Origin of the sequence: Nonomuraea sp. NPDC049649 (genome assembly GCF_040675175.1) — a bacterium.
GTDB lineage: Bacteria > Actinomycetota > Actinomycetes > Streptosporangiales > Streptosporangiaceae > Nonomuraea.
In genome coordinates, this window is sequence record NZ_JBFAOH010000042.1 from 1 (window position 1) to 16,122 (window position 16,122).

General features: G+C 72.1%; 16 protein-coding genes. 5 read left to right on the plus strand and 11 right to left on the minus strand.

Features of this window, described 5'->3' with window-relative positions; genetic code table 11:
• Positions 1–227: 227 nt before the first annotated feature.
• Positions 228–1,391 (minus strand): helix-turn-helix domain-containing protein, encoded by a 1,164-nt coding sequence (locus AB0J42_RS32055; RefSeq protein WP_364301099.1) that lies wholly within the window; start codon positions 1,389–1,391, stop codon positions 228–230.
• A gap of 238 nt (positions 1,392–1,629) precedes the next feature.
• Between AB0J42_RS32055 and AB0J42_RS32060 the strand changes: the two genes are divergently transcribed.
• Positions 1,630–2,079: a hypothetical protein gene (locus tag AB0J42_RS32060; RefSeq protein WP_364301101.1), complete on the plus strand. Its 450-nt coding sequence runs from the start codon at positions 1,630–1,632 to the stop codon at positions 2,077–2,079.
• Between the two features lie 197 nt (positions 2,080–2,276).
• Here the strand turns inward: AB0J42_RS32060 and AB0J42_RS32065 are convergent, their stop codons facing one another.
• The 3 genes from AB0J42_RS32065 to AB0J42_RS32075 all read right to left on the minus strand — a co-directional run bounded on the left by AB0J42_RS32065 (position 2,277) and on the right by AB0J42_RS32075 (position 4,317).
• Positions 2,277–2,744: a hypothetical protein gene (locus AB0J42_RS32065; RefSeq protein ID WP_364301103.1), complete on the minus strand. Its 468-nt coding sequence runs from the start codon at positions 2,742–2,744 to the stop codon at positions 2,277–2,279.
• 176 nt (positions 2,745–2,920) lie between these two features.
• Positions 2,921–3,637 (minus strand): ABC transporter permease, encoded by a 717-nt coding sequence (locus AB0J42_RS32070; RefSeq protein WP_364301105.1) that lies wholly within the window; start codon positions 3,635–3,637, stop codon positions 2,921–2,923.
• Positions 3,634–4,317 (minus strand): ATP-binding cassette domain-containing protein, encoded by a 684-nt coding sequence (locus tag AB0J42_RS32075; RefSeq protein WP_364301107.1) that lies wholly within the window; start codon positions 4,315–4,317, stop codon positions 3,634–3,636. The genes AB0J42_RS32070 and AB0J42_RS32075 overlap by 4 nt, the downstream gene beginning before the upstream one ends.
• A 111-nt stretch (positions 4,318–4,428) precedes the next feature.
• On the opposite strand from AB0J42_RS32075, the gene AB0J42_RS32080 reads away from it, so the two are divergent.
• Both AB0J42_RS32080 and AB0J42_RS32085 read left to right on the plus strand, forming a co-directional pair.
• Positions 4,429–5,688: a histidine kinase gene (locus tag AB0J42_RS32080; RefSeq protein ID WP_364301109.1), complete on the plus strand. Its 1,260-nt coding sequence runs from the start codon at positions 4,429–4,431 to the stop codon at positions 5,686–5,688.
• Entirely contained in the window at positions 5,685–6,374 is a 690-nt protein-coding gene (locus tag AB0J42_RS32085; RefSeq protein ID WP_364301111.1) for a response regulator transcription factor, read from the plus strand. Before AB0J42_RS32080 ends, AB0J42_RS32085 begins: the two co-directional genes overlap by 4 nt.
• A gap of 648 nt (positions 6,375–7,022) precedes the next feature.
• Here AB0J42_RS32085 and AB0J42_RS32090 read toward each other — a convergent pair.
• Both AB0J42_RS32090 and AB0J42_RS32095 read right to left on the minus strand, forming a co-directional pair.
• Positions 7,023–8,066: a nitronate monooxygenase gene (locus AB0J42_RS32090; RefSeq protein ID WP_364301114.1), complete on the minus strand. Its 1,044-nt coding sequence runs from the start codon at positions 8,064–8,066 to the stop codon at positions 7,023–7,025.
• Between the two features lie 26 nt (positions 8,067–8,092).
• On the minus strand, positions 8,093–8,428 hold the full coding sequence (locus tag AB0J42_RS32095; protein ID WP_364301116.1) for a helix-turn-helix domain-containing protein: 336 nt from the start codon (positions 8,426–8,428) through the stop codon (positions 8,093–8,095).
• Between the two features lie 76 nt (positions 8,429–8,504).
• Between AB0J42_RS32095 and AB0J42_RS32100 the strand changes: the two genes are divergently transcribed.
• Both AB0J42_RS32100 and AB0J42_RS32105 read left to right on the plus strand, forming a co-directional pair.
• Complete coding sequence (locus AB0J42_RS32100) at positions 8,505–9,425, plus strand: NAD(P)-binding domain-containing protein (RefSeq protein ID WP_364301118.1); 921 nt, start codon at positions 8,505–8,507, stop codon at positions 9,423–9,425.
• Positions 9,426–9,483: 58 nt separating this feature from the next.
• Positions 9,484–10,047: a GPP34 family phosphoprotein gene (locus AB0J42_RS32105; RefSeq protein ID WP_364301120.1), complete on the plus strand. Its 564-nt coding sequence runs from the start codon at positions 9,484–9,486 to the stop codon at positions 10,045–10,047.
• Between the two features lie 3 nt (positions 10,048–10,050).
• Here AB0J42_RS32105 and AB0J42_RS32110 read toward each other — a convergent pair whose 3' ends face one another.
• From AB0J42_RS32110 to AB0J42_RS32130, 5 genes are all read right to left on the minus strand, one after another.
• Entirely contained in the window at positions 10,051–10,947 is an 897-nt protein-coding gene (locus AB0J42_RS32110) for an SMP-30/gluconolactonase/LRE family protein (protein ID WP_364301122.1), read from the minus strand.
• Between the two features lie 196 nt (positions 10,948–11,143).
• On the minus strand, positions 11,144–11,620 hold the full coding sequence (locus AB0J42_RS32115) for a GNAT family N-acetyltransferase (protein ID WP_364301124.1): 477 nt from the start codon (positions 11,618–11,620) through the stop codon (positions 11,144–11,146).
• Positions 11,621–11,700: 80 nt separating this feature from the next.
• A complete protein-coding gene (locus AB0J42_RS32120; protein WP_364301126.1) occupies positions 11,701–13,413 on the minus strand; it encodes an ABC transporter ATP-binding protein in 1,713 nt (570 codons plus the stop codon).
• Entirely contained in the window at positions 13,413–15,170 is a 1,758-nt protein-coding gene (locus tag AB0J42_RS32125) for an ABC transporter ATP-binding protein (RefSeq protein ID WP_364301128.1), read from the minus strand. Before AB0J42_RS32125 ends, AB0J42_RS32120 begins: the two co-directional genes overlap by 1 nt.
• Before the next feature lie 8 nt (positions 15,171–15,178).
• Positions 15,179–16,075, minus strand: coding sequence for an alpha/beta hydrolase (locus AB0J42_RS32130; protein ID WP_364301130.1), 897 nt, complete (start codon positions 16,073–16,075; stop codon positions 15,179–15,181).
• Between the last annotated feature and the right edge of the window lie 47 nt (positions 16,076–16,122).

The window sequence follows — 16,122 nt, forward strand, 5'->3', positions numbered from 1 at the left end:
AGGGCTTTTCGTCGTTTCCACTAGGCCGTAACGCGCCGACCTGCGGTTTCAGGCCCGAACGCGCCCTGGATCATGGATTAGCTGCGGAACGCAGGTCAGCGGGACGGGATCCCGTCATGCCCGGATGCATGTGGCAACGCTATGAGCAGGGGCGACGGGCCCGGAAGTGCGGTTTCGTGTCACTTCCCGATGCCCGCAGGAGGAAGTGACACGAGCGGTGTCACACGTTAATAGTCGAGCCGTACAAAGTCTGCGAGGTCTCGCATTTCGCTGCTGAGCGTGCGGCGCCTGCCGATGATGCCTTTGAGGATGTCTCGGGCGTATAGCTGGTTGGTCATCCACTCCGGGGCGTCACGTCGGACACCTTGCAGAATGTCGAAGGCCTCGATGTGCCGGTTCATCCGGCGGTGCGCCTCGGCCACGTCGAGGAGATGACGGTTGCGGTTGTTTGAGGTGGGCCGCAGATCCGTCACCGGGATCGTCTGCGTGAGCTGGAGGACCTTGTCCGGCCGATCCTCGATCATGGCGTTCTCCGCGCGCTTCATCGCCACGGTGATCGGGCCGAAGGTGCGGAGGAAGTCCGCGTCCGGCGTCAGGTCGCGTCCCATCGCCACGGCCGCGGTTCTGGCAAGTCGGATGGTGTCGTCGGCCTCGCCGGGCCGGTTGTCGCGGATGGCGGCTGCGGATGAGCGGAGCAGCAGCCAGCCCCAGGCGGACAGCTGGAGTGGTGCGGCTCGGGAGACGCGCGGCTCTATGTCGTCGGCCCAGCGCATCGCCAGCCGGCGGGCGTCGCCGAGCTGTCCCTGACGCAGGAGAAGCCAGCAGTGCGTGCTGATCGTCGCCGCCGCGTCGTGGGGATCGTTCATGTCGTTCATGGCCCGCGACAGCGCGAACTCGGCCTCGTCGAACTGGCGGGTCTGGGTCAGCAGCCAGCCGACCAGGTGCAGGATCCTGCCTCGTACGTGACGCGCCGACAGGTCCGCCTCCACCAGTGCGTCGGCGTCCCGGAGCATCACTGGCAGCATCGCTGCGATCTGCGCATAGCGATCCTGCTTCCACAGCGGCATCGACGCTTCCAGGGCTGAGGCCAGTCCTTCTCGGGTCGGTGCTTCCATGGGCGGATCTTCGAGGCCGTGAAGCGCCCGCCGCACCGGTACCCAGAGGGTTTGCTCGTCGGCCGGCTCCGCGTCGTGCTGGGTCATCAGCGAGGTTGTCGGCACCTTGAGGGCCACCGCTAATCTGCGCAGAGTTTCCAGCCGCACATCTCTGCGGGCGTCCTGCTCAAGCTTGCGGATGAGCGAGGCGGACACACCGGCGAGGTCGGCGAGGCCCTGCTGGGTCAGGCCGCGGCGTTTCCGGACGCTGCGGATGCGTTCGCCGAGCGTGGCCATGAATCCATGCTAGAGACGATTGTCTCGCGCCGCTGTTGTCCGGCCTCGTTATGTAGGGGTGCTGTTTCCTGAGGGCCGCGCGCTACCTCGGGACCCGCGGCATCGCCTATGCCACTGAGCCCAGGTCGCAACCGGGATGCACGAGGGCAGTCAACACATACTCAACATGCGCTCAACATGCTCGGCCGTACCTTCTCATCCGGAAACAGACCGGCGAAACAGGACGGCAGGTAGCACTATGCGTCTCGCAAGAATTTCCCTGGCCCTCGCCACCGCCGCGTCCGGCCTGGCCCTGACGGCGGCCGCGCCGGCCGTCGCGGCCCCGACCGCGCACAGCCAGGTCTCGGCCCACGCAAGCGCAGCGACGATGGCGCGCTGGCGCACCCAACGGCACGAGGCGTTGGGCCCGGGCAAGTACTTAGAGACCGCGAACTGGAAGCGGCCCGCGGGCGTCCGCATCATGCAGGTCAAGGCCCGCTGCTGGGGCAACGACGCGAAGATGAAGGTCGACCTCGTGTACCAGCGCCGTTGGGCCGCGGGCTGGAAGGTCGCCAAGTCCGGCACGTGGAAGTGCAACGGCAAGTACGGCTACGTCCGCATCCACAACGCCGGGCACTCGACCTACTACGCGAACTTCAGGATCGGCAAGAAGCACACCGTCGAGTACTGGGTGCAGTACTACAAGTGAGCCGGGTTCATCCGGCTCGCCGGCGACCGCGTTGTGGTCTCCGCCGGCGAGCCCGCCGCGTACGGCGGCACCCTGCGGTCCCGGGCGCCCACGAGATGGTGGCGTGAGGAGATCAACGAGCCGGGGACGCGCGGTGGCGACCTGAATGAGCCGACCGGCTTCACCCCTCCCCGAAGCCGGTCGGCCTCCACCTCTTGCTAAGCGGGTTCCCGGACCGGTAGCGGGCCTTCGGCGTGCTTGCCCGTGGGGGTGCGGCGGGTGACGTAGGTGGCCAGCAGGAGCAGGAGGGCAGCCTGGGCGAGCATGCCCGGCGCCAGCGGCGGGGCTTCGCCGACCGATTTGGTGAACGCCTGCCACCATTGCCCGATCGCCGACACCCCTTCGAACGCGCCCGAGAAGGAGCCCACCATCATGTTGGCCGACACGTGCGCGAACACACCGAACGCCGAGGCGAGCAGCACCACGCCGGAGATCGCCCGTACCGCGCCGGGGAGCTTGTTGAGCGCCAGCAGGAGCGCGCCGACGGCGAGCAGCGCGAGCGCCACCCACGGCACCAGTTGCACGCCGGTGCGCCAGTGACGCTCCGCGGCCAGTTCGAAGCCCGCGCCGAGGACGCCGACGAGGGTCAGCGCGATCAGCGCGCGCCGCACCAGCGACGCGTTCACCGCGCACCCGCCGTCACCAGGGGCTCGCGTGCCGGGCGAACCGTGTTAGGCACGTTCATCGTCACCCTTCCTTCTTGTGCAAGCGTCTTTCCACGTCCGGGACCCGCGCAATCCATGGTCGACCGGGCTCGTGAAGATGTTCTCTGCAGAACATGAAGAGCGTCTGAGAAAACGGGTCAGGTGATGTCGCGCCGCAGGGTGATGAGCCGGGCGGCGAGCACCGTCACGGCGATGTAGCCGGCGAACAGCAGGCCGCCTCCCCAGGCCGGCAGCAGGTCGAGCGGCATCCCGCCCAGGGCCCTGGCCGCCCCGGTCGGCAGCCACCGGAACACGTCTGGCACCAGCCACGACAGGAACCCGTCCCCGTACATGAACAGCAGCGCGGCCAGGACGATCGCGCCCGCCTGGTGGCGGATCAGCGCGCCGAGCGCCACCCCGAGCAGCGCGTACAGGGTGCTGCTCAGCACCGCGCCGGTCAGCACCTGCGGCACATGGGAGGTCAGCGCCGGATGCCCCCGCAGGGACAGGAGCGCGGCCCCGGTCGCCAGCGTCGCCAGGGCCGAAAGGACCGAGGCGGCCAGCCCCACCAGCCCGTAGGCGGCCAGTTTGGACAGCACCACCCGGTCCCGGCGGGGGCTGACGAGGAAGCTCCAGGTGATCGTGCGGTGCCGGAACTCGCCGCACATGCCCAGGATGCCGATGATCATCGTGAACACGTACGCCTGCTGGGCCATGTGATAGACGTTCGCCACCCGTACGGCGTCTGACGGGGCGGGCGTCAGGGCGGGCACGCACGCCCACAGCGCGCAGAACAGCGGCGCGACCGCCACCAGCGCCCGGGTGGTGCGGCTCGCGCGGGCCTTGATCAGCTCGGCCCGGATGAGGAGGTTCATCCCGCCACCTCCTGGTAGAGGTCTTCCAGACCGGCACCGGACAGGGGCCCGCTCCAGCGCAACCGTCCGGCGGAGATGATGACGACGTGGTCGGCGATCTGCTCGACCTCGGCCAGCACGTGGGTGGAGATCAGCACCGTGTTGCCCTCGTGGGCGTACGCGCGCAGGAAGCCGCGCAGCCAGCGCATGCCGGACGGGTCGAGCCCGTTGGCCGGTTCGTCCAGGACGAGGGTGGCGGGGTCGCCGAGCAGGGCCGTGGCGAGGGCGAGTCGCTGCCGCATGCCGAGCGAGAAGCCGCCGACCCTCCTGTGGGCGGCCGCTTCGAGCCCGGCCAGCTCCAGCACGCGCGCGACCCGGGCCGCGGGGAGCCCGGCGGCGACCCGTACGGTCTCCAGATGGGTGGCGGCGGTGAGGCCCGGGTGGAAGGCGGTGGCCTCCAGGACGGCGCCGACCCGTTCCAGGGGGCGATCGAGCTCGTGGTAGGGGACGCCGCCGATGGTCGCCTCTCCGGACGCCGGCGCCACCAGCCCCAGGAGGATGCGCAGGGTGGTGGTCTTGCCCGCGCCGTTGGGGCCGAGGAAGGCGGTGATCGTGCCCTCGGGCACGGCGAAGGACAGGTCGTCGACGGCGCGGACTCCGGCGAACGACTTGCGCAGGCGGTGGACTCGGATCGAGGTCATGGGGACACGATCCGTGATCGCAGGGCCGCGGCGCATGGGCGCACGGGTTGATTTCTCATCTCCAACCACGGGTTGATGTGCGGTGCGTGGCCTCGCGGATACGTTGTGGGCGTGGCATTCCTCCGCAGCCCGGCGGGCAGCGCCACGCTGTCCGCACTTCTGGCCCTCTACCTGCTCTGGGGGCCCGTCGCCGTCGCGCTGACCCGGCAGACGCCGGTCGCGCTGCTCGTCGGTGCCGCCACCTGGGGCTGCGCGGTGTGGCTGATCTGCTCCCGTTCCGTCTCGGGTCGCAACGCCCTGCTGCTCCTGGTCGTCGTCGTGGGTGCGGCGGTCATGCACGCGATCGAGCCCTTCACGGGGCTGGGGTTCCACTTCTTCGCCGCTTTCGCCGCTCCCTGGCGGGTGCGCCTGCGCGCCGCGGTCCCGCTGACCGTGCTGGCGCTGGTCGCCCTGCCGCTGGTGTCCTGGCTGAACGGGCTCGACATGGCGGTGATGTCCGGGGTGACGACCGGGCTGGCCTACTCCGTGGTGATCTCGTTCCTGATCTGGTACGTGTCCAGCACCAGACGGCAGGCGGCCGAGGTGGCCGAGGCCCGTGCGGGTGAGGCGGTGCTCCAGGAACGGGCCCGTCTGGCGCGCGAGGTCCACGACATCCTCGCCCATGCGCAGTCCGCCCAGATCATCCATCTGGAGGGCGCCCGCCTGCTGCTCAAGAGCGGCGGCGACCCCGCGCGGGCGCTCGACCGGGTGGAGCGCGCCGTCAGCCTCGCGAGGGCGGGCCTGGAGGAGACCCGCCGTGCTCTCGACACCTTACGAGGCGAGGACCTGCCGCTGCCGGAACGCCTCGAACGGCTCGCCGCCGAGTTCCGCGCCTCCACCGGGGCGTCGTGCGCGCTCACCGTGGACACCGGCGTGGACGCGCTGCCGGCGGAGGCCAAGCTCGCGGTCGCCCGTACCGCCCAGGAGGCGCTCACGAACGTGCGCAAACACGCGCCCGGTGCGGCGGTGAGCGTGTCGTTGCGCCGCCTCGGCCGCTGGTGTGAGCTTGAGGTACGTGACGACGGTGCATCTGCCGTTCATGGGAGCGGCGCGCCCGGTCGTGCCCAGAGCGACGACACTCCGGGCAGCGTCCGGAGCGACGGTGTCTCGGGAAGCGGCCTGAGCAGCAGCACCGCCGAGAGCGATGGTGCTCCGGGCGGCGTCCGGATTGAGGGTGCCTCGGGTGGGGGAGGCGCGGGGTCGCGTGCGGGTGTGGAGGGGGCCGGCTACGGGCTGATCGGGATGCGAGAGCGTGCCGAGCTGATCGGCGGGTCGCTGACGGCGGAGGCCGGGGACGGAGGGTTCGCGGTGCTGCTGCGGGTGCCGGCATGACGGTCCGCGTGCTCGTGGCCGACGACCAGACGGTGGTGCGCGAAGGTTTGGTGCTTCTTCTCGGTCTGCTGCCGGACGCCGAGGTGGTGGGGGCGGCGGGGGACGGGGAGGAGGCGGTCAGGCTGGCGGCCGAGCTGTCTCCGGACGTCGTGCTGATGGATCTGCGCATGCCGCGCATGGACGGAGTCGAGGCGACCCGGATCATCCGGCGACGGCACCCGCGTATGGAGGTGGTGGTGCTGTCGACGTACTCCGACGACGAGTCGGTGTTCGCGGCCCTGCGGGCGGGGGCGCGCGGCTATCTGACGAAGGACGCGGACGCCGAGTCCCTGGCCAGGGCCATCTCGGTGGTGGCGGATGGCGGCGCGCACTTCGCGGCCCCGGTGCAGCGCCGCCTTGCCGAGACCGTGACGGATGGCTCCGGCGATGGGGGAGACCGGGAGGCCGAAGTGGGTCGCGGGGGTGAGAAGGATCGGCGGAGGCGGCCTGACGGGCTGACACGGCGGGAGGTCGAGGTGCTCGGGCTGATCGCGCAGGGCCGGTCCAACGCGGAGATCGCGCGGCAGCTTCACATCTCTGAGGCAACCGTGAAGACCCATATCAACAATCTGTTCGCCAAGACTCAGGTCCGTGATCGTGCGCAGGCCGTCACCTACGCCTTTCGCAAGGGGCTGGCTCCGCCGTGAACTGGGCCGCCAACCAGGGATTCGTGTTCGTTGGTGCCGTAGTGCGACGGGGAGGTCACGTAGGTACCGAAGATGCCATCCGCGGGTGATCAGGTGTGTCGAGGCTTGGGCGCCTTCTGGTTGAAGATCCGCCCGGCTCGGGAAGCCAGGGGTCACGGGCGTGACCGGCGGTGAGCCCGCGGGGGGCGGGTCAGGAGATCCGCCCCCGCGCTGAAGATGCCCAGTGTCAGCGCGACGGGACGGGGCTACCGTCCGTTAGGACTAGCAGCGACAACGCGGGCGGTGTTGGTGGGAGCCTTGCCGTCCGTCTTCCCGGTGTGGAATCGACCCCGCCGTTGACTGCGGACCTGGCTGAGCCGCTGACTCCCTCAAGAAGCTATGCGGACTGCCTTACCTGCCCGAGAAGATCCCCATAGAGGGGTTCGGCCGGCCCGGCCCGCCGCGAATGAAACCCAGGTGAACGAGGGGCCCAGCGCCGAATCGGATTCCTCTAGGCCGATCGATGAATGCCGGTCCTTCGTCTAACTGGCGGCGACAGCGCCGGGCGAAGCACGGCACGAAGAGAACGCCCGAGCGTAGCGAGGCCCTCTGTGGACGGGCGGGCTGACGGGGTCAAGGGAAGCTCGGGGCAACGGGTGGGTGCGGGAGTTATAGGCGGCCTGCGACTTGGTGCCAGAGCCGTTCCGTCACCAAGGCTGCGGGTTCGGCGGTGGCCTGCTGGAAGCCGGTGCCTGCCCACAGGGCCATGCCGTCCTGATCTCCTGCGGCGGCTGCGGCGGCACGGATTGGGCTGGTGAGTCGGTTCACCTGCGGGTAGGCGGCGGGTGCGGTGGGGTCGTGGTCTTCGATGAATCGGTTTCGGAGGCCGCGTGCGTATCGGCCGGAGAACGCGCGGGTGAGCGTGGTCGTGGTGAATCGGGGGTCGGCCAGGGCGTCCTTGTGGGCGGGCTTGGCGCCGGATTCGGGGGTGCGGAGGTAGGCGGTGCCGAGCTGGACGGCGCTCGCTCCGGCGGTGATGGCCTCGGCGATGCTGTCCGGCGTGGTGAGGCCGCCTGCGGCGATCAGGGGCACCGGGGTGAGGTTCCGGATCGCGGTGAGAAGCGCGGTGAGGGGCGTCGTACCGGGTTCGGCGCGGGGGTCGTGGGTGCCTCGGTGTCCTCCTGCGTCGGGGCCTTGGACGCAGAGGGCGTCCATACCGAGCGCGGTCGCCGCCCGGGCAGCCTCCGCCTCCGAAGTCACCGTGGCGACCAGCAGTGATCCAGCGCGGTGGAGGTCTTCCGCCACCGGACGGGACGGCAGCCCGAACGTGAAGGACACGACCGGCACGGGATCGGCGACGAGCGCGGCGATCTTGGCGTCCCAGGCGTCGTCCTCGTCGCCTTCCGGCTGGGGCAGGGAGACGCCGTAGCGGTCGGCCTCGGCCTGGAGTTCGTCCCGGTAGGCGTCGAGGGCGCCTGGCTCCGACTCGCAGGGCTGGGGGACGAAGAGGTTGACCCCGAAAGGAGCGGCGGACGTCCGGCGGACCTCGGCGATCTCCTGCCGCATCGCCTCGGCCGTCTTGTAGCCCGCGGCGAGGAAGCCCATCCCGCCTGCCGCGCCGACCTCACGAACCAGAGCGGGGGTGGAAGGCCCTCCCGCCATCGGCGCCTGCACGATCGGGATCCTCAAGCCCTTCAGGCCTTCCTCACGCATGGCACCAAGCCTGGCACAGCAGCGGTTCAGGAGGAGCGACCGGGCCCGAGCAGGTGTTTCCTGCCCCATTCACCGAGGGGGTCGAGCGCCTCGTTGAGCGAGACCCCGAGCGGGGTGAGGGTGTAGGCGACCCGGCGCACCGCCCCTTCGTACGTCTCCTCGCGCGAGACGATGCCGTCGTTCTCCAGTTCGCGCAGGTGCGAGGTGAGGACTTTCTCGGTGACCCCGGGGATGTCGCGGCGCAGCTCGCCGAAGCGGCGCGGGCCCGCGTCCAGCGCCCACAGGATGAGCACTTTCCATTTCCCGCCGACCACGTCGATCGCCGCGTCGATGCCGCACACGTACGTGTCTCGCCTGGTCATGTGCTTACCCTAAAGTAACCACGCACAGAGAAGTGCGTACTTGATCATGGTTTCGGGGGTGCGCCAGCCTGAGGGCATGCATACCGAAACCTCGACCAAGACCCCTGTCACGCTGCTGGGCCTCGGCGACATGGGGACCGCGCTCGCCCGCGCCTGGCTCGCCGCGGGTCACCCGCTGACCGTGTGGAACCGTACTCCCGGAAAGGCCGATCCGCTCGTACGAGACGGCGCGCGTGCGGCGGCGAGCGCGGCCGAGGCGGTGGCGTCGGCGGCCGGGCCCGTCGTGCTCTGCCTGCTGGACGACGCCTCCGTGGGCGAGACCTTGGACGGCGCCGACCTGACCGGCAAGGACGTCGTCAACCTGACCACCGGCACCCCCGCCCAGGCCCGGCGGCGCGCCGGATGGGCGGCGGAGCGCGGGGCGCGCTTCCTGGACGGCGGGATCATGGCCGTGCCGCCGATGATCGGCCAGCCGGAGAGCGGCGGCTACGTCTTCTACAGCGGCGACCCGGACCTGCTCGCCCGCCACCGCGAGGTGCTGGAGGCGGTCGCGGGGGTGGAGTTCGTCGGTGCGGATCCGGGGCACGCGGCGCTGTACGATGTCGCGCTGCTGAGCGCGATGACCGGGATGTTCGCGGGCATCACGCACGCCTTCGCCCTGGTGGGCGGGGAGAAGGAGCTCGACCTGGCCCGGTTCGCGGGGCTGCTCACGGAATGGCTGGCCGCGATGGCCCCGGCGGGACAGGAGATGGCCGCCCCCCTGGCCGGCGGTGACCATACCGAGGGCGTCACCTCCAACCTCGCCATGATGGCGGCGGCCAACGACACCTTCCTGGCCACCGCGCGGGAGCAGGCCGTGGATCCCGGACTGCTCGTCCCGTACATGGAGCTGATGCGCCGGCGGGTGGCCCAGGGACACGGCGACGAGGGCCTGTCGGGTCTGGTGCCCCTGCTAGCCAGTCAGCCGGCGCCGGCAACGTGGCAGGGGAACCGGTAGGAGGTCCGTACCGTGACGAACGTCCTCAAGCCGCTCTTCCCGGCGTAGGCTACGGGGCATGTCGCGGCTGGAAATGGCGGACGAACTGCTGATCCTGGCCCTGTGCGCGTCCCCCGACGGCTGGATCATCGGACAGGACGGCAAGGTCAGGATGCCGCCGCACCTCGATCTCGGGCTGGCCGCCGCAGAGCTGGCCGGTCACGGGCCGCAGCCCGCGCTGCCGCAGCGGATCATCGGCGTCGCGGCGGGCCGCCCCCACCTGCGGCGCATCGCGGCGCTGCGGGAGCAGGGCAGGATCGTCGTCTGCGAGCAGCCGGAGCGGGGGCTGTTCCACCGGGGCACGGTGACGCGGCTGTGCGCGCCCGAGTTCGGGGCCGAGTACGCGATCATGGACAGGTTGCTCGCCGCCGTGCGGGGGCTGCCCGCCGACGACGCGACGGTGGGTCTGCTGGCCATCATGCGGGCCTGCGACCTGCACCGCCGGTGGTTCCGCAGGCTGCCCCGGCGGGAGCGGATCCGCGCGGTCGACCGGCTCACCAGGGACCATTGGCTGCGGGTGGCCGTCGAGTCGGCGATCGTGGCCGAGCTGGCCCGGCCGGCTCCCGCGGGCGGCACCCTGTAGCGGTCAGTGGCCCGGCCAGCCGGCGCGCGGGGCCGGGGCGTCGACGGCGAGGACCTGGCCGGTGCGGGGGCCGCCGAAGGGGTCGGCCGGGTTCCACTCGGCGGCCACGATGTAGAGGGTGCGCCCGTCCGGGCCGCCCAGCATGCACGCGAACGGGCTCCGGTCCAGTTCGACGCGTTCCAGCACCTCGCCGCCCTCGCGCACCCGCGACACGTCGCGCTCGCCGGTCGACGTCCAGACCGCGCCCTCGGCGTCCATGGTGATCCCGTCGGGGCCGAGCCCGGCGGCCCAGGTCCTGCGGTTCGACAGGCTCCCGTCGTCGGCGATGTCGAACGCGGTCAGCTCCCCGGCGAACGACTCGGCGATGATCAGCGTCCGGTTGTCGGGTGAGACGACCATGCCGTTGGGGAACCTGATCCCGTCGGCCACCTGCCGGGCCGTGCCGTCGGGGGTGATCAGCGCGATGTAGCCGGGGACGAAGTCCGGCCGTTCGTGCAGCGGCCCGTCGATGCCCTCGGCCATCGCCTTGTCCAGGAAGGCGAGGAAGTCGAAGTCGGCGCCGTTGACGTAGACGTTGCCGCGGCCGTCGACCACGATCTCGTTGAAGCCGGACGGCAGGCCGCTCAGGTCGGCGTGCGGGACCAGCGTGCCGTCCGCCTCACGCCGCAGCAGCCGCCCGCGGTCGGTGTTCTTCGGTACGACCAGCATGCGGCCGTCGGGCAGCCAGTCGATCGAGTGGGCGCCGACCCCCGGCTCGGAGAACGTCACCTCGGCCCGGCCGTCCGGCCCGAGCGCGATCACCTCGTCGTCGCCCCAGTTGCAGAACCAGAGCCGGCCGTCGTGCCAGCGCGGCGACTCGCCGATGCCCAGGCCGTCCAGCAGGACGCGCGGTGCCGTCATGTCCCGTCCCTCCGTCGTCGTGACGTCTCACCCCCTACACGAACGGCTTCCTTCCGGATCGACACACGCGCCGATGACGTGCCGTCGAGCCGCAGCCCGCCGCCGTGCCCGGCGTGCGCACGCATCAGCTGCTCCTCGCCGTCCTGGGCGCGGCCTCGCGGGGGCGTCGCGCCGTGCTGGCCGAGCTGGCGGCTCATCACGGGCTCGTGAACCGCAGCCGCATCGCCGGATCGCTGGTACGGACGAACCCCAGCGAGGCGTAGAGCGCCTCCGCCTCGGGAGAGGAGCGCAGGTCGACCGTGGTGATGCCGCGCTCCCGATACCACTGCACCAGCGCGGTCACGCAGGCCCGTGAGTACCCGCGCCGCCGATGCCCCGGATCGGTCACGACATTGAACACATAGCCGACCAGCCCGTGCGGGTTCCCCGGCCCGCCCAGCCGCTCCTCGACGGTGCCGGTCGCGCACGCCGCCAGCCCGCCGCCCGGCGCGTCCACCACGAAGGCGAGCATCCGCGGGTCCGGCTCGTCCAGCCGCGCCCGCAGCCGCTCCCCGGCCGCTCGCCGCCACCCGTCGTCCACCGGCTCCCGGCCGGTCATGCTCGCCAGCATCACCGCCCGCAGCCGCACCAGCTCCGCGGCGTCGGCCGCCGTAGCCCTGCGCGCTCCGATCATCCGCCCGACGCTAGCGACCCCGCCCACCCCTGCTCAACGCCTTTAATCCACCGGCCATCCCCGCCACCTCTGCCGCGAGGCTATTCGCCCACTGGTGTCAGGGCGGTGTTCCAGAAGTCGGCGTAGCGGCCGCCGCGGCGAAGGAGCTCGTCGTGGGTGCCTTCTTCGACGATGCGGCCGCCGTCCAGGAAGGCGATGTGGTCGGCGCGCTGGACCGTGCGGAGGCGGTGCGCCACCATCACCACCGTCCGGCCCGCCAGCAGGCGGTCGATGCCCTCGTGGACCGCCGCCTCGTTGACCGGGTCCAGGGCCGAGGTCACCTCGTCCAGCAGCACGATGGGGGCGTCCTTCAGCAGCGCCCGCGCGATCGAGACCCGCTGGCGTTCGCCGCCGGACAGCAGCGCGCCGCCCTCGCCGACGTCGGTCGCCCAGCCGCCGGGCAGCCGTTCGACCACCTCGTCCAGCCGGGCCGCGACCGCCGCCGCCCGCACTTCGGCGTCGGTGGCGCCGGGGCGGCCGAGCCGGACGTTCTCCTCGATGGTGCCGTCGAAGAGGTAGACGTCCTGGAAGACGATGGCGATCCGCGCCGTCAGCGACTCGACGGCGATGTCCCGTACGTCCACCCCGCCGACCCGCACCGCGCCCGCGTCGACGTCGTGGAAGCGCGCGATCAGTTGCAACAGGGTGGTCTTGCCCGCGCCCGAGGGGCCGACGACGGCGAGCCGCCGCCCTTCGGGCACCGACAGCGACAGCCCGTCGAGCACCGGCCGGTCGTCGTGGCGGAAGGTGACGGAGGCGAACTCCAGATCGTGGCCCGCCGGTTCGATCGGGTCCGGCGCCTCCGGCAGGGGCTCCGTACGAAGCAGCGCGTCGAGTCTCGTCAGCTCGAAGCGCGCGGCCCGCATCTGGCCGCCGATCCCCGAGAGCGACAGCAGCGGGTCGGCGCAGCGGGCCGCGAGCACCAGGATCGCCAGCACCTCCGCCGCGCCGGCCTCACCGCCGAGCGCGAGGTAGGCGCCCAGGGCCAGCAGCACGGTGAACACCACCTGCACGGCGAACGTCAGGGCCAGCACGCCCGGCAGCGCCGACAGGGCGGTGCGGCGGGACGCGCGCCGCAGGTCGCGCAGCGAGTCGTCGAGCAGGGCGAAGCGTTCGCCGGTCCGGCCGCCGGCGCGCAGCACCGGCTGGGCCTGGAGGAACTCGATGACCCGCGCGGTGGCCTCATGGCCGCGTTCGTGGCGGTCGGCGTCGGCGGCGGCCGTCGACCGTCCCGACCAGACCTGGATCGCCGCCACGAGCGGGGCGGCGGCCAGCGCGGCCAGCCCGAGCCGCCAGTCGAAGGCGAGCATCACCACGACGATCGTCAGCGGGGTCACGCAGGCGCCCACGAACGGCGCCAGGAAGTGCACGATCACGCTCATCGCCTGCAAGACGCCGCGGCTGGCCAGGGCCGACACCTCGCCGACCCGGCCCGCGCCGAACCAGCCGATGGGCAGCCGGGCCAGATGCTCCCCGAGCCGGTGGTAGAGGCCGTCCAGCAGCACCGTCCCGGCGCGGAACCCGGCCAGGTCGCTGAGGTAGCGCAGCGCCGCGTAGCCCGCGACCGCCGCCCCGAAGGCGGCCAGCCACGGCCACGCCTCGGCGGGCTCGCCGCCGAGCAGCGCCCGCAGCACCGGGACCAGCAGCGCGTACGACAGCCCCTCGGCCACCGCGGTCACCGTCATCAGGGCTATGGTGCGCCGCACCGGCGGCGCGTACCGGGGGCCCAGCACGCGCAGCAACATGCCGATCATCAGCAGTCTCCTCGGGTGTGTGATCGCCAGAACGCGGCGAACTTGCCGTCCCGGGCCAGCAGGTCGGCGGGCGCGCCCTGCTCGGCGATCAGCCCGTCCTCCAGCATCACGACGGTGTCGGCGCCGGCGATGGTCTCCAGGCGGTGGGCGATCACCAGGATCGTCCGGTCGCCCTTGAGCGTGTCCAGTGCGCGGCGGACCGCCTGCTCGGTCTGCGGGTCGGCGAAGGCGGTCGCCTCGTCGAGCACCAGCACCGGCGCGCCGGACAGCAGCGCGCGGGCGATCGAGATCCGCTGCGCCTCGCCGCCCGACAGCCGGACCTCCTCGCCGACGACCGTGTCGTAGCCGCGCGGCAGCCGCAGGATCCGGTCGTGGACGTTGGCCAGCCGGGCGGCCCGGACCACCTCGTCGCGGCCCGCCCGGGGCACCGCCAGCGCGATGTTCTCCGCGACCGACGCGCGGAGCAGGCGGACGTCCTGGAAGACGAAGGAGACGTTCCGGTAGAGCTCCCGGCTGCCGATCTCGCGCAGGTCGGCGCCGCCCAGGAGCACGGACCCGGCGGCCGGGTCGAAGAACCGCGGCAGCAACTGGACCAGCGTGGACTTGCCGCTGCCCGACGGCCCGGCGATCGCGGTGACCGTCCCCGGCTCCAGTACCAGGTCGATGCCGCGCAGCACCTCGCGCCCGGGTTCGTAGCCGAAGCGGACGCCGCGCAGCTCCACCCGGTGCCCGCGCGGCGCGACCGGCCGCGCGGGCTCGGGCAGCGGCCGGACCGCGAGCACGTCCCGGATGCGGCCGACCGCGCGCCCGGCGGCCTGCATGGCGTCGAAGCCGTGGCCGAGCGCCGCCACCGGCGCGGTCAGCCCCAGCCCGAGCAGCAGGAAGGGCAGCAGATCGGCCGGGGCCAGGCCGCCCGAGGTGATCAGCGCCGTGCCGCCCGCCAGCACCACCAGCAGCACGAACGGCGGTGATGTCACCACCTGCATGCCCGCGCCCAGCCCGGCCAGGCCGCGCACCATCCGGAGGAAGATCGAGACGAACTCGTCCACGGCGGAGCGGAACCTGCGGTGCGCGCGCTCGCCGGTGCCGAACGCCTTCACCACCGCGATGCCCTGCACGAACTCGACCACCGCGTTCGTGATCCGCCCCATGGCCTCGTCGAACGCCCGCTGCTCGCGCAGCCGGGCCGGGGTCATCATCAGCGGCACCAGCGCCACGGCCAGCGCCACCGGGATCAGCGTGATCAGCGTGAGCCGCCAGTCCACGGTGAACAGGTAGACGAGCGACACCAGCGGCACCACGAAGGCGGCGACCAGCTCGCCGGGCGTGTGGGCGATGAACGGGTGCACGGCGCTCACGTCGTCCCCCACGACCTTGGCCAGCTCGCCCGTGCGGCGCCGGGAGAGCCAGCCGATCGGCACCCGCCCCAGCGACTCGGCGAGCCGCCGCCGGAACGACAGCTGCACCCGGTTGTCCAGCAGATGCCCGATCCCGGACGACGCCGCCGTGAACATCAGCCGTACGAGCAGCCCGGCCGCGCCCGCGATCACCACGAGCCGGACGTGGGCGGGGTCGGCCGGGCCGGGCGCCAGCAGCGTGCGGCCCAGCTCGGCGACCGCGATCAGCGGCGCCAGCCCCGCGACGGCGCCGATGATCTGCAGGACGACGACGGCGGCGAAACTCCCGGCGTACGGGCGCAGCAGCCGTCTTAAGGGCGGCCCCGTTCCGGCGACGTCTTGAACGTCTGCGACGGTCATGATGTCTCTCAGCCCGCGAGGGCCCGGCGCAGGACGGCGGCCAGCTCGGCGATCTGCCGCTGCGACACCTCGACGGACAGGATCGCCTGCGACCCGTGGAAGGTGCCCGCCCACTGGTGCAGCTCGACCGACACGCCCGCCCGCAGCAGGCGCAGCGCGTACTCGATGTCCTCGTCGCGGCTCGGGCACAGCTCCGCGGAGGCGATGTACGCGGGAGGCAGCCCGGACAGATCGTCGGCCCGCGCGGGCGCCGCGTACGGCGAGGCGGGGGCGGAACCCAGGTAGTGCCGCCAGGCCGCGGTGACCTTGTCGCGGTTCATCCAGGGGGTGTCGGTGAACGTCCGGGCCGACCAGGTCTCCTGCCGGTCGTCGAGGCCGGGCTGGTTGAGCAGCTGGAAGCAGATCGGCGGCCCCTGCTCGTCGCGCGCCCGCAGCGCGATCCCGGCGGCCAGGCCGCCGCCCGCGCTGTGCCCGCCGACGGCGACGCGGCCGGGGTCGGCGCCGAGCTCCTCCGCGTGCTCGACGGCCCAGCCGAGCACCGCGTAGCAGTCGTCCAACGCGGCGGGGAACGGGTTCTCGGGGGCCAGCCGGTAGCCGACCGAGACCACCACCGCGCCGGAGCTCTCCGCGAGCCGGGCGGCCCACGGGTGCTCGGTCTCCAGGTCGCCCATGACCCACCCGCCGCCGTGCATCCACACGATGGCGCCCCGGGCGTCGCGGGGACGGTAGATCCGGACCGGCACGTCCACCTCCGCGGGTACGAGGCGGTCCTCGATCTGCATGCCCGAGGTGTCGGGCGGCGGGATCGAGGCGGCCAGCGCGGCGAGGTTCTTGCGCTCGGTGACCGGGTCGGTCAGGTCGGCGCGGGGGAAAAGGGGGATGAATGCTTCGAGTTCGGGATCCATGCCGCCAGTCTCGCGGCCGGTCCCCTCCGGCAGCATCCGCCAGCTGT

What these genes read in the sequence shown, in the direction of transcription:
- AB0J42_RS32130 (WP_364301130.1), bottom strand. Translation starts at nt 16,075, where the DNA reads ATGGATCCCGAACTCGAAGCATTCATCCCCCTTTTCCCCCGCGCCGAC.
- AB0J42_RS32085 (WP_364301111.1), top strand. Translation starts at nt 5,685, where the DNA reads ATGACGGTCCGCGTGCTCGTGGCCGACGACCAGACGGTGGTGCGCGAA.
- AB0J42_RS32125 (WP_364301128.1), bottom strand. Translation starts at nt 15,170, where the DNA reads ATGACCGTCGCAGACGTTCAAGACGTCGCCGGAACGGGGCCGCCCTTA.
- AB0J42_RS32115 (WP_364301124.1), bottom strand. Translation starts at nt 11,620, where the DNA reads ATGATCGGAGCGCGCAGGGCTACGGCGGCCGACGCCGCGGAGCTGGTG.
- AB0J42_RS32075 (WP_364301107.1), bottom strand. Translation starts at nt 4,317, where the DNA reads ATGACCTCGATCCGAGTCCACCGCCTGCGCAAGTCGTTCGCCGGAGTC.
- AB0J42_RS32120 (WP_364301126.1), bottom strand. Translation starts at nt 13,413, where the DNA reads ATGATCGGCATGTTGCTGCGCGTGCTGGGCCCCCGGTACGCGCCGCCG.
- AB0J42_RS32100 (WP_364301118.1), top strand. Translation starts at nt 8,505, where the DNA reads ATGCATACCGAAACCTCGACCAAGACCCCTGTCACGCTGCTGGGCCTC.
- AB0J42_RS32055 (WP_364301099.1), bottom strand. Translation starts at nt 1,391, where the DNA reads ATGGCCACGCTCGGCGAACGCATCCGCAGCGTCCGGAAACGCCGCGGC.
- AB0J42_RS32110 (WP_364301122.1), bottom strand. Translation starts at nt 10,947, where the DNA reads ATGACGGCACCGCGCGTCCTGCTGGACGGCCTGGGCATCGGCGAGTCG.
- AB0J42_RS32090 (WP_364301114.1), bottom strand. Translation starts at nt 8,066, where the DNA reads ATGCGTGAGGAAGGCCTGAAGGGCTTGAGGATCCCGATCGTGCAGGCG.
- AB0J42_RS32070 (WP_364301105.1), bottom strand. Translation starts at nt 3,637, where the DNA reads ATGAACCTCCTCATCCGGGCCGAGCTGATCAAGGCCCGCGCGAGCCGC.
- AB0J42_RS32095 (WP_364301116.1), bottom strand. Translation starts at nt 8,428, where the DNA reads ATGACCAGGCGAGACACGTACGTGTGCGGCATCGACGCGGCGATCGAC.
- AB0J42_RS32060 (WP_364301101.1), top strand. Translation starts at nt 1,630, where the DNA reads ATGCGTCTCGCAAGAATTTCCCTGGCCCTCGCCACCGCCGCGTCCGGC.
- AB0J42_RS32105 (WP_364301120.1), top strand. Translation starts at nt 9,484, where the DNA reads ATGTCGCGGCTGGAAATGGCGGACGAACTGCTGATCCTGGCCCTGTGC.